This window comes from Archangium minus (genome assembly GCF_044360475.1).
GTDB lineage: Bacteria > Myxococcota > Myxococcia > Myxococcales > Myxococcaceae > Archangium > Archangium minus.
This window is the reverse complement of record NZ_CP043494.1, coordinates 5,277,669-5,290,011: the sequence shown is the minus strand read 5'-3', so window position 1 is coordinate 5,290,011 and position 12,343 is coordinate 5,277,669. Positions and strand designations below refer to the sequence as shown.

Below are 12,343 nucleotides of genomic sequence, written 5' to 3'. Positions count from 1 at the left end.
AGCCTTTCTGATGTCTGGTGTTGCTTTGCTTTACAGGTGTTCGCGCGGCTCAGAGCTCCACCGTGAGCTTGGTGAAGATGCTCCGACCGGGACGTTGGATGCCGAAGAAGTCGAACGCGGGCGTATCGGTCAGGTTCTGCGCGTCGACCGACCAGCTCAACGTCGTGCTCGCGCTGCGGATGACGTAGGTGAAGGACAGCGAGTGCAGCAACTGGGATGGAATCACCTGCTTGGAGTCCTTCTGTCCCAATCCCTCCCAGCCTCGGAAGAAGGACTGAACATACTGGGAGTGCCACGTCAGCGAGAGCTCATCCTGAGCGCTCAACAGGCCCGCGAGCAGGAAGCGCGCACTGCCATTGGCCTGCAGGTAGGGCCGGTTCGGGATGCGCTGTCCCGCGAAGGAACCGAAGGCACCCTCGGTCGAGATGTTGCGGAAGTCCTGCCAGGTGACGTTGCCGTTGAGTGAGAGGTATTGCCCCGGAGAGGTCCACCCGGCCCCTCCGGCGGCGCCCAGGGAGCGGGCCGCGAAGACGTTCTGGTAGGTGTAGAAGCTCTCCCGGCCGATGAGCACGATGAGCTGATCCGCGAGCCGTCCGAAGCCCGTCACGTTCGCCCGGAACACTCCCGCCGGCGTCTGCTGGCTGTCGAAGACGAGCCCGAGGTTGACGTTGTGACTGGTCTCGGGCTTCAGGCCGAGGTTGTCGCTGATGAGGATTCCATCGCCGAAGAGCTCGTCCGCACGCGGCAGGCGCATGGCCCATTCGTAGGAAGCCTTCACATAGAGCTGCTGGGACAAGCGCAACCGGGCGCTGTCCCCCACCCCGACTCCATGCGTATTCCGGTCGAGCCTCCCGAACTCACCGGTGGGCAGGAGATTCTCCGTGCGCGCCAGCTGAACGTAGTCCTTGATGAAGGCGATGTTCTCGAGGTTGCCGTCGAGCGCGTCGAGCTCGTACTCGAGGCCGCTGACCAGCGAGAACACGTCGCGCTCACCGGCGAGCGGATCGATCTCCTGACGGGCGCGGAGGAGCACGTCCTCGCCCGTCCGACTCACGAACGTGGGCGCGAGCGAGAAACGGATCGTGTGGGGGGCGGAGATGTTCCACCCCAGGTTGAACCGCGCGAAGCCGGTGTTCTGACCCACGTACCGCTCGACGGCACGAGACTCGAGCTCGCCGGGCTGCGGGAGCTTGAAGACGCAGCGGCCGAACCAGTCGTAGGCACATTCGCCCACGTCCAGGAAGCTCGTCTTGCGATAGGTGTAACCGGCGACCGCGTCGATCGAGAGCCCCTGGGAGAGGAGCTGCTCGAAGCGAAGGGTGGCGCCACCCGAGAGCTCCCCGGAGTCCACCTCGCCATATGGCACGTCCGTGGTGACGCTGTGCTGGAGCTCCTTGGCGGACGAGCCCACGAAGGCCCGAAGGAGCAAACGCCTGGCCCAGGGACGGTCCACGAAACCCGCCTCGACACCGGCACCACCGCCCCGGTAGGCGTCATGGAAACGGTAGACACGCGCGAGACTGAGCCGCCCCTGGGGGTCGGCCGCCTCGACGTCGATGGGGTAGTCGTTCCTGGCGTAATCCAGGAAGCCGTTGGCCCGGACGAGGAACCCAGAAGGCTCATGCAGGTGCCGGACGCCGGCCGTGAGGCGATGCGTGTCGAAGGACCCGAGCTCGTAGGACGCGGAGGCTCCCGTGCCGCGAACATCCTGGTCGGTCACGAGATGGATCGCCCCTCCCAATGCATCGCTCCCGAAGCGAACGGGGACGACCCCCTGGTAGATGTCCACACGCTGGACGAGGTTGACGGGAACGTTGGCGAGGCCGCTTCCGAAGCCCGCCAGCTCGAGCGGCACGCCGTCGACGAAGAAGCGGATCTGCTCATCCGTGAGCCCGGCGAGCGAGAAGCGCGCACGGCTGCCGAGTCCTCCCGAGCGACGCACCCCGATCCCTTCGGTACGGGACAGGGCCTCGCCCATGTCGGCGCTCTGGCGCTGCATCTCCTCCATCTCGATGACCTGCACCGCTTCGGCGGACTGGCGCTGGCGCTCCGCTTCCGACTCGCCCTCGACAGTCACCTCGATGGGCTCGTCGGAGCCTGCCGCCGGACCGGGCGCGACAGTCGGAGGCTGCTCGGACCCGGAGGGCCCGCCCTGCGAAGGAGGCTCCTGGGGTGGAGGCGTCACCTGGGGAGGTGGGGGCAGACGGAATTCATAGGTGTAGGCGATGCGCGAGGGCATCGGCTTTCCGTTGCGCGTCGCCGGCTCGAAGCGGAAACGCAGTGCCGCCTCGCGCGCCGCCTCGTCGAAGCCATGTCCCGCGGGCTCGACCACCTCCGCCTGTGTGACGTTGCCCTGTGCGTCCAGCGTGAGGCGCAAGACCACCTTCGCATCACGCCGCTCGCGCTCCGCCTCGGCCGGGTATGGCGCCTCGACGAACTCCACGAGCTTCGGTGGCTTGAGTGACAGGATAGGAGGGGCCGCTTCGGGCTCCCCCGCTCCTGATGCGCCTGGAGCTCCCTCCTGGAGCGCTCCCGCCTGAGCCAGGCCGGCGACGAGGAACAACGCGATCGGGATTATGAAAATGGTTCTCATTTTCAATTTCGCGTTGCGTCTAGCCGGGAGCAGGCAGGCATGTCAAGGAGGAACTCGGATCAGGCGGCCCTGGCCTCGGGAGCGCGCAGCGACTGGAGCTTCTCGGCCACCATGAAGGCGAGCTGCAGCGCCTGCTCGGCGTTGAGCCGTGGATCGCAGTGGGTGTGGTACCGGCTGGACAGGTCGTCCTCGGTCACCGCCCGAGCGCCGCCCAGGCACTCGGTGACGTTCTGCCCCGTCATCTCCAGGTGCAGGCCTCCCGGGTGGACGCCCTCGGCGGCGGCGACCTGGAGGAAGGTCTTCACCTCCGACAGGATGCGATCGAAGGGCCGGGTCTTGTAGCCGTTGCTCGCCTTGAGCGTGTTGCCGTGCATCGGGTCGATGGACCAGACCACGGGGCGGCCGTCGCGACGGGTAGCGGCCATCAGCTTGGGCAGGCACTCGGCGGCCTTGTCCGAGCCGAAACGGCCAATGAGCGTCAGCCGTCCGGGGATGGCCTTGGGGTTCAGGACGTCGATCAGCCGCAACAGCTCGTCCGGCTCCATCGTCGGACCACACTTGAGGCCAATGGGATTCTGGATGCCCCGCATGAACTCCACATGGCCGCCGTCGAGCTGGCGCGTCCGCTCACCAATCCAGAGCATGTGAGCGGAGGTGTCGTACCACTCGCCCGACGCGGAATCGACGCGGGTCATGGCCTCCTCGAAGTTCAGCAGCAGGGCCTCATGGCTGGTGAACAGGTCAACCGGGCTCTGCGCCTGCAGCTGCTCGTGGTGGTGGTGCCCACCGAGCGCGCTCATGAAGCACAAGGACTCGAAGATCCGGTCCGCCAGCTCGCGGTAGCGATCGCCCTGGGGGCTGCCCGCCACGAAGTCGAGCGTCCACCGGTGCAGGTTGCAGAGGTCCGCGTAGCCAGCCTGGGAGAAGGCGCGCAGCAGGTTCAGCGTGGCCGAGGACTGGTGATAGGCCTTGAGCAGCCGCTTCGGATCCGGCATGCGCGAGGCGGCGTCGAACTCCATGCCGTTGATGATGTCGCCGCGATAGGCCGGCAGCGTGACGCCGTCGATCGTCTCGACAGGGCTGGTGCGCGGCTTGGCGAACTGGCCCGCGATGCGGCCCACCTTCACCACCGGACGGCCACCCGCGAAGGTCAGCACCACCGCCATCTGTAGGATGAGCCGGAAGGTGTCGCGGATGTTGTTGGTCGTGAACTCCTTGAAGCTCTCCGCGCAGTCACCGCCCTGCAGCAGGAAGGACTTGCCCTGCGAGACCTGGCCCAGCGCGGCGGTCAGGCGACGGGTCTCCGAGGCGAACACCAGGGGCGGCAGGTGCGACAGCTCGCCCTCGACGCGGGCCAGCTCCCGCGGATCCGGATAGTCGGTCGGGACGTATTTGACGGGTTTCTCCCGCCAGGAATGAGGGGTCCAGTTTCGGGTCATCATGAAAGTGCCCTTTCAAGGGGGGGAGGGCTTGAAGTCGTCAAGGAGCGGGAAGCAGGCCCTGCTCCACGCAGTAGTCCAGGTAGCGGTACAGCAGGTGGCGGTCGGCGGGCGGGCAGGAGATGCCGCTTCCCGCCAGGGCCTGCGTCACCCGATCGCAACGAATGGGCCCCAGGCCGAAGGTGGGCTCCGACGAGCCCGAGCGCAGATCGAAGAAGGCCAGCGTGGTGCTGTGGTCCGCGTTGCGATCGCCCGCCGCCAGGCGCTCACACCACTCGGGGACCGGGTACAGCTTGACCGGGTAGCCGTAGTCGCGAACCCAGCTGAACAGCTCGCTCAGCCGCACCTCCGGCGTGGGCGAGAGGTTGAACACCTCACCCGACGGCGTCGCCAGCGAGAGCCGCACGAGCGCCCGCGCCACGTAGTCCACCGGCGTCCAGGTCTCACCCACCTCAAGCTGGGGCAGCGCCTTCGCGGGGATGCCGGCCAACAGGATGCGCCAGACCAGATCCTGCGGATTGACGATGCCGCTGTCGGGTGCACCCACGACGCGCCCCAACCGGTAGACCGCCACCGGCAGGCCACGCTCGCCCGCCTGTTGGACCAGTCTCTCCGCGATCCACTTGCTCTGCTGGTAGCCGTCGCGCAGCCCCGCGTGCGGCGGCACGAAGGCCTCGGGAACCTCGGGGCTGAGGTTCGACTGTGGGGCCACCGCCAGCGTCGAGACGTAGTGCAGAGGCTTGGGGCGCACCGCGGCGGCCAACCGCAGCAGCTCGCGAGTCCCCCTCACATTGACCGCCTGCAAGCTGCCGTACTCGCGCACGACACTGACCACCGCGGCGTTGTGGTAGATGGCGTCGCACTCGGCGGCCAGCCCGTGGAACCGGGTGGAGCCAAGCCCCAGCAACGGCTGCGTCAGGTCCGCGGGCAGTGCCACCACCCGCTCGGCGAGGCCCACGGTCGAGAGCCGCTGGGAGACCAGGGCCGCGCGAATCCGCTCCATCGCATGGGCCTCGTCACGGGCCCGCACCGGGCAGATCACCCGTGCGTCGGTCTGGCTCAGCAACTGATTGAGCAGGTGTGCACCGACGAAGCCGGTGGCACCCGTCAGCAGGACCTGCCGCAGCGGGGCTTGCGACGCGGAGTTGGAGGCCTGGGCATTGGCGGTCAGCCGCGGAACGATCTCCTCGGGAAGCTCGGCATCCGCGAGCATGGCGGCGGTGAGGCCACCACTGTCTGCCCCGGACTCCGTGCCACGCTCCAGCGCCTGCGCCAGCGCGGCGGCCGTCGGGTAACGGAACACCGTGGCCACGGGCACCTCGCGACCCAGCTCGATGCCCAGCCGGTTCGCCACCTGGATGCTCTGGAGCGACTGTCCGCCCAGCTCGAAGAAGTCGTCCTGCGCCGACATGCCGCTCATGCCCAGGACCTGCTCCCACACGCGCAACACCACGCGCTCGAGCTCGGTGGCCGCCGCCGCAACCGGAGCGGACCCCTCGGTGGGCAGCGAGCGGCGCAGCTCGGCCCGATCGACCTTGCCCGTGCTGGTGCGGGGCAGCCGCTCGGAGAACATGAAGACGCCGGGCACCATGGGCGCGGGCAGCTTCTCGAGCAGATACCGGCGCAGCTCCGCCGCCGCCGGAGCAGGAGAAGCCGCCACGATGTGCGCACACAGCCGCCGCGTGCCCCCTGGCAACACCTGCCCGACCACGGCAGCGTCACGCACACCGGGGTGACCGAGCAGCACGGTCTCGACCTCGGCCGGGTCGATCCGGTGGCCGCTGATCTTGAACTCGTCGTCCACGCGACCGACGAACACCAGCTGTCCATCTTCGCGCAGCCGGACCCTGTCTCCCGTGCGGTAGGCGCGAGGGCTCTCAGGCAGCGCGTTGAGCGAGGTGAAGCGCGCCGCATCCAGCTCCGGACGACCCAGATAGCCTCGCGCCAGACCGCCCCCCATCAGGAACAACTCGCCCTCGGCTCCCGGAGCGGCGAGCCGTCCGTGCGAGTCGATGAGGGCCGCGCGCACACCGGGAAGCGGACGGCCGATCGGCACTTCCTCTCCGGAGGACACGGGCTCGGAGCCGCCGCTGAGCGTCGCGACAGTGGCGACCACGGTGGCCTCGGTGGGACCGTAGGTATTGAACAGCTGGACCTCTGGCCCAACCGCGGCGCGCCACCGTGCGACCCGCTCGGGCAGCGCGGCCTCTCCACCGATGATCACCGTGCGAAGGGAGGACGGCAGGCGAGCCACGCCCGTCGAAACGCTGTAGGCCAGCTCGTGCCAGAACGCCGTGGGGAGATCCAACACGGTGATGCCACACTCGGCGCAGGCGTCGAGCAGCCTCGGCACCGACTGGAGCATCTCATCGGTGCGCAGCACCAGCTTCGCGCCCGCGCACAGGGTCAGGAAGATCTCCTCGACGCTGGCGTCGAAGTGCAGCGGCGCGAATTGCAGGACCCGGTCCTCGCGCCGCAGCCCGTAGCGGTGCGTCGCACCCGCCACGAAGTGGGCCAGCGCGCCTCGGGAGATCTGCACGCCGTTGGGCTTGCCGGTCGAGCCAGACGTGTAGATGACATAGGCCAGCTGCTCGTCCGCCGCTCGTGCGCTCTCAGGAGAGGAACGAGGGATCGCCCGCTCATTCTTTCGGACGACGAGGTGACCCGGAGCCATCGGACCCGTACCAGGCTCCGGGCTCTCAACGGTGGTGACGATCAACGCGGGCGCGGCGTCGTCGAGGATCGCCGTGGTCCTGGACGAAGGCCCGAAGGGATCGATCGGCAGGTATCCGGCCCCGGAGAACAACACGCCCAGGCTCGCGACGATGGCATCAATGCCTCGCGGCACCATCACCGCCACGGGAGTGTCGGACTGAGCACCCGCCACGACGAGCTTGTCCGCCAGCGCGTGGGCAGCCTGGAGCAACTCGCGGTAGCTCAGCCAGTGAGAACCGTGCTCCACAGCGATGGCGTCGGGCTGCTCATCAGCCCGCGCGGAGATCAGCTCCAGCACCGGGCGAGCCGGCGTGGGGAGCGGTCCTCCATCGAGCACGGATGACGGACCCGTGGACCGGCCAATCGCCTGCTCGGGCGCGGCGACCAGCGACTCCAACAGTTGGAGGAAGTCGCGCTGATGGGCGTCCAGCACCTCGGCGGTGTAGCAGGCCGGGTTGGCGTCGAAGTCGACCCGCAGCCCTCCCCCATCGGACCTGGCGTACAGACCGATCGACAGATCCTCGACCGGCCCTGCGGAGATGTTGTGCGCGGTGGCCGGCATCCCCGCGAAACGCAGGGCGTAGTCGAACGGCATGATGTTGACCACGGGGCCGAACAGCCGGCGCTGCCCCCCCACCAGCCGCAGGTCGCGGCGGAGCTGCTCGTAGCGGTAGCGCAGATGGGGCCGCATGGCGCGGAGCTCCTCACCCACCTGACGGGCCAACGTGAACAACCCAGCGTCCGGGCGCACCGGCACGCGCAGCGGGACGATGTTCATCGCCATGCACGGCACACGCAGCGCGGCGGAACCCAACCGCGACATCACCGGCAGCCCGAGCACCACCTCCGGTGCCTCGGTCCGCTGGTGCAGCCAGGCCGCCGTGGCCGCGAGCACGAGGTCCGGCCAGCTCAAGCCCGCCTTGCGTGCGGACTCCTGCAGCCGCTCCACGGTGCCGGGCGGCAGGTAGCGCGTCTGCCGCACGAAGCTGGACGACATGGGCGCGGGTTTCGCCAGGCTCACCGGAGTGGGCCGATCCTCGAGGCGCTGCGTCCAGAAGGCCCGGTCGAGCTCAAACTGCGGCCCAGCCCGGTAGGCGGCGTCCTCGTCCAGCACGGCGCGCAGTGAGCCGAAGCCGCCCGTGGTGGGCCGGCCAGCGACTCGTGCGGTGTAGAGCTCGGCAACGCGCCGCGCCAGCAGCGAGAAGCCAAAGCCATCCATCGCGATGTGGTGGACCCGCTGGTACCAGAAGAACCGATCGGGCGCGGCCTTGAACAGCGCCTCCGCGAAGAGCGGTCCCCGGCGGAGATCCACGGGCCGGGACAGATCTTCCCGCATCCACGCCTGGGCCGCCGCCCAGGGGTCGGGAGTGCCGCTGAGATCGACCACGTGCAGGGTCCAGTCCGACCGTGGCTCGATGAACTGCGTGGGCACCTCCCCTTCGGACACGAAACGCGAGTGCAGCGCCTCCGCCTCTCCCACCGCCTGCCGCACCGCCGCCTCGAAGTGCACTGGGTCAACGGGCCCACGTATCTCGATGCACTCGCCAGCGTTGTACACCGGGCTGTTGAGGTCGAACTGCTGGCCCAGCCAGATTCCGTGCTGGGCGGCCGACAAGGGCCAGCGGGCATCCTGTGAATCGCGCATCGCCAGGTACTCCGTAGGGGGGAAGACGTCCGGTGTGGGGAGATCCCCACACGTTCCGCGGACTACGAGGGGTGGGAGTTGTTCCGGGGCGCCTGTGCGCTCGAGGACAGCAGCGCGTACCAGTCCGTCAGGGTCGGACGCTCGGCCAGCTCCACGAAGGTAATCTCGGCACCGGTACGCCGCCAACGCTCGACCAGGCTCATGATCCGGATCGAGTCGAGTCCCCTCTCGAGCAGGTTCTCGTCATCGCTGATCGCCGACGACGACTGGAGCAGGATCTCGGCGACGTCCTCGCGCACCTGCTGACGGCTCAGGGCCTGCTCACCCACCGTGGACGCGGGCCGCAGCACGTCGATGACCTGCTGCGCGGTGGTGGTCACGGCGCACAGCTTCGCCGCGTAGTTCAGCGCCATCTGGTGGTGCTCCAACGAGAAGTCACCCACCGCGTCCGCGACCAGGAACGCCTGCACGTCGTTCATGAACGCGTGAGAGGCCGTCTGGAGACAGCCGATGTGCGCGTAGATGCCAGTGATGATCAGCTGATCCCGCCCGCGCGCACGCAGGAGCTCCAGCAGCTCGGTCTTGACGAACGCGCTGTAGCGCCACTTGGTGAGGAAGATGTCGCCCTCGGCCGGAGCCAGCGCATCGACGATCTGCTTCTGGTGCGGTCCGTCGGGAATGCCCGGTCCCCACAGATCCAGTTGCAGGCCTCGCTGCTCGGGCGTCTGACCGCCAGGCTGCGCCGAGTACACCACCGGAATGCCCAGCGCCGTGCAGTGCTGCCGCAGCTTCTGGATGTTCGCCAGCAGCTCCGTCACCGGAGACTGGTCCGGCGTGAAGGCATTCAGGAAGTAGCGCTGCATGTCGTGGATCAGCAGCACCGCGCGCTTGGGATCCGGCGTCCACGAGACCTTGTTCTTCGGCAGGTCAGCCGCGCCGGGCATGGCATAGGGGGAGATGGAGGGGAGTGCCATGGGAATGACTCCTTTCAGCTCGAGGGAGTGAGAACAGCGTTTCGTCGGGAGAGCGCCTCGCGCAGCGCCTTCTTGCTGACCTTCCCGACGCCGGTCTGCGGGAACGAGTCGACGAACTCGATCCGATCCGGGATCTTGAAGGCCGCCAGTCCCCGCTCGCGCAGGAACGCGGTGAGTGCGGCGGCGGGCGGCGGAGCCTCACGCGGGATGATGAACGCGCAGGTCCGCTCGCCGAGGAACGGGTCGGGCATGGAGACCACCGCCGCGTCGTGCACGGCGGGATGGGCCAACAGGTGATTCTCGACCTCTTCGGCCGCGACCTTGTCGCCACCCCGGTTGATCTGATCCTTCGCGCGCCCCTCCACCACCAGGTACCCCTCTGGCGTCACCCGCACCAGGTCACCCGTGCAGTAGAAGCCATCGGCCGTGAACGCCCGCGCGTTGTGGGCCTCGGCCTTGTAGTAGCCGCGGATGGTGTAGGGACCGCGCGTCAGGAGCTGGCCCGTCTCCCCTGGAGCGACGTCGTGACCGTCCTCGTCCACCACCCGGATCTCATCATCCGGGGAGATCGGCCTGCCCTGGGTCGTGACGATGATCTCCTCGGGATCATCCAGCCGCGTGTAGTTGACCAGACCTTCGGCCATTCCGAAGACCTGCTGCAGCGTGCACCCGAGCGTGGGACGCACCCGCCGCGCAACCTCGGCACTGAACTTGGCCCCACCGACCTGCAGCACGCGCAGGCTCGACAGGTCGTGCCTCCGGGCCTTGGCGGACTCCAGCCAGATCATCGCCAGCGGAGGCACCACCGCGGTGATCGTGACGCGCTCACGCGCGATCAGCGGGAACACCTCGTCGGGGCTTGGGTTCAGCGCCATCACGGCCGTGCCACCCGCGTAGAAGGTACCGAGCACACCCGGCGAGCTGAGCGGGAAGTTGTGCGCGGCTGGCAGCGCGCACAGGTACACGCTCGACCCATCGAGCTGGCAGATCTCCACGCTGCCCCGCAGGCTGTAGATGTAGTCGTCGTGGGTGCGCGGAATGAGCTTGGGCACACCCGTGCTGCCGCCCGACAGCTGGAAGAACGCCACATCGCTGGGACGCGGTCCCTCCGGCAGCTCGGTGGGCGAGGCGTACAGGTCGCTCAACGCGGTGAACGAGCCCGCCTCACCCGCGACAATCACGTGCTGCAGGGTCGGCACCGCCTCGCGGACCTGCGCGGCCAACGTGCGGTAGTCGAAGCCCGCGTGCTTGTCGGGAATGATGTAGGCGACCGCCTCGGTGAACGAGCAGAAGTAGTTGATCTCCGAGCTGCGGTGCGCAGGCAGCGCGAACACCGGCAGCGCGCCCAACCGGAACAGCGCGAAGATCACCTCGTAGAACGCGGCGATGTTGGTCAGCTGGACCACCACCCGATCCCTCGGCTTGATGCCCAGGGCGTAGAACCCGGCGGACAGCTGGTCCACGCGCGAGTCGAACTCGCGGTAGCTCAAGCGCTGGTTCCCGGCGACGATCGCGGTGCGCTCACCGTGACGCTGTGCCCGCTCGCGCAACATCTGCCCGAAGGTCTCGCCACGCCAGTAGCCGGCCTGCCGGTAACGCGTGGCAAACTCCTCGGGCCACGTGGGGCAGCCCGGGAGCGGAACGACTTCCTGCCCAGGGCCCGTCATGGCTGCACCTCGACGCCCTGCCCCAGCCCCATCGCCTGGAGCATGGTGCGGAACTTCGCCTCGGTCTCGGCCAGCTCGGACTCCGGCTTCGAGCCGACCACGATTCCCGCCCCCGCGAACAGCCGCAGCGAGTGCTCGTTGGCCTCGGCGCAGCGGATCGTCACCGCCCACTGGCCGTCACCGTTCGCGTCGCACCAGCCGACCGTGCCCGTGTAGTAGCCGCGTTCGAACGGCTCGATCGTCCCGATGGCCGCGTGGGCCAGCTCGGTCGGGTAGCCGCACACCGCCGGCGTGGGATGCATCGCCACGGCCAGCGTCAGCGACGAGATGGACGGGTCCTTCAGCTCGCCGCTGATCCGGCTCGACAGGTGCCACAGGGTCGGCGTGCTGACGAGCGACGGCCCCGCCGGCACGTCCAGCTTCTTGCAGAACGGACGCAGGGCCTCCGCGACCGACTCGATCACCACCGCGTGCTCGTGGAGATCCTTGGGCGAGACTAGCAGCGCGGCGGCCCGCTCCTGATCTTCGATGGGGTCGGCACTGCGCGGCACCGTGCCCGCCAACGGATTGGCGAGCACCTGCAACCCCGAGCGCGAGACCAACAGCTCAGGGCTGGCGCCGATCAGCGTGCGCTGACCCTCTCCAGGCGTGGCAGCCAGCTGCGGGGGCAGATCCACCGCGAAGGTGTAGCCAGCAGGGTTGCGCCGAGCCAGGTTGCGCAGCAGCTGCCGCAAGTCGATGGGCGTGGCGGCGTTGACTTGCAGCGAGCGCGACAACACCACCTTGCGCAGCGGCCCGGTCTGCATCAGCTTCAGCGCCTGCGCCACGCCGTTGAGATAGGCGGCGGGCTCGGGCACGGGCCGGACCGTGTAACGCGCCGCCAGCGGGCGCTGCACGGGCGCATCCGTATCGAACACCAACGGCCCCGCGCGCTGGATGGTCATGGGCACCACCAGCTGGGCGGGAATCGCCCCGTCGAAGGGCACCGCGCCCACCACTACCGGGATGTCGTGGGAGGCCTCTCGAGCCTCGGCGAGCACCGCCGCCACGCGCTCGGGCAAGAGCTCCAGCGAGTTCTCACCGCCAGGGTGCGGCACGGTGGCGAACGTGCCTCGCGCCAACATCGTCCGTTTGGGCGAGGCGAAGAAGAAGGACGAGCCTGCCTCGTAGCTCTCGAGCAACTGCGTCGCCAGCATCTGTGGCACCAGGGGACGTTCGTTCATCACAGTCACCTTTTGCTTTTGAAAATGAAAACCATTCTCAAATTTTGGGTCAAAAAAGTGTGTCGGGGGAGAAGGAGCCTCCCCCCG

At 68.3% G+C, this 12,343-nt stretch carries 6 protein-coding genes; all 6 read right to left on the bottom strand.

The window, feature by feature from the left end; translation table 11 throughout:
* Positions 1-49 precede the first annotated feature (49 nt).
* Positions 50-2,593 carry a TonB-dependent siderophore myxochelin receptor MxcH gene (mxcH, locus tag F0U60_RS21955; RefSeq protein WP_395822942.1) on the bottom strand — a complete coding sequence of 848 codons (2,544 nt, stop codon included), beginning with the start codon at positions 2,591-2,593 and terminating at the stop codon, positions 50-52.
* 59 nt (positions 2,594-2,652) lie between these two features.
* A complete protein-coding gene (locus F0U60_RS21950; protein WP_395825383.1) occupies positions 2,653-4,032 on the bottom strand; it encodes a class II 3-deoxy-7-phosphoheptulonate synthase in 1,380 nt (459 codons plus the stop codon).
* 40 nt (positions 4,033-4,072) lie between these two features.
* Positions 4,073-8,392: a myxochelin non-ribosomal peptide synthetase MxcG gene (gene mxcG, locus F0U60_RS21945; protein ID WP_395822940.1), complete on the bottom strand. Its 4,320-nt coding sequence runs from the start codon at positions 8,390-8,392 to the stop codon at positions 4,073-4,075.
* A 62-nt stretch (positions 8,393-8,454) separates the two neighbouring features.
* Entirely contained in the window at positions 8,455-9,366 is a 912-nt protein-coding gene (locus tag F0U60_RS21940) for an isochorismatase family protein (RefSeq protein ID WP_395822938.1), read from the bottom strand.
* A 14-nt stretch (positions 9,367-9,380) separates the two neighbouring features.
* A complete protein-coding gene (locus F0U60_RS21935) occupies positions 9,381-11,033 on the bottom strand; it encodes a (2,3-dihydroxybenzoyl)adenylate synthase (protein WP_395822936.1) in 1,653 nt (550 codons plus the stop codon).
* The gene (gene dhbC / locus F0U60_RS21930) at positions 11,030-12,256 is read right to left on the bottom strand and encodes an isochorismate synthase DhbC (RefSeq protein ID WP_395822934.1); all 1,227 of its coding nucleotides are present in this window, start codon (positions 12,254-12,256) and stop codon (positions 11,030-11,032) included. The genes F0U60_RS21935 and dhbC overlap by 4 nt, the downstream gene beginning before the upstream one ends.
* Positions 12,257-12,343 lie beyond the last annotated feature (87 nt).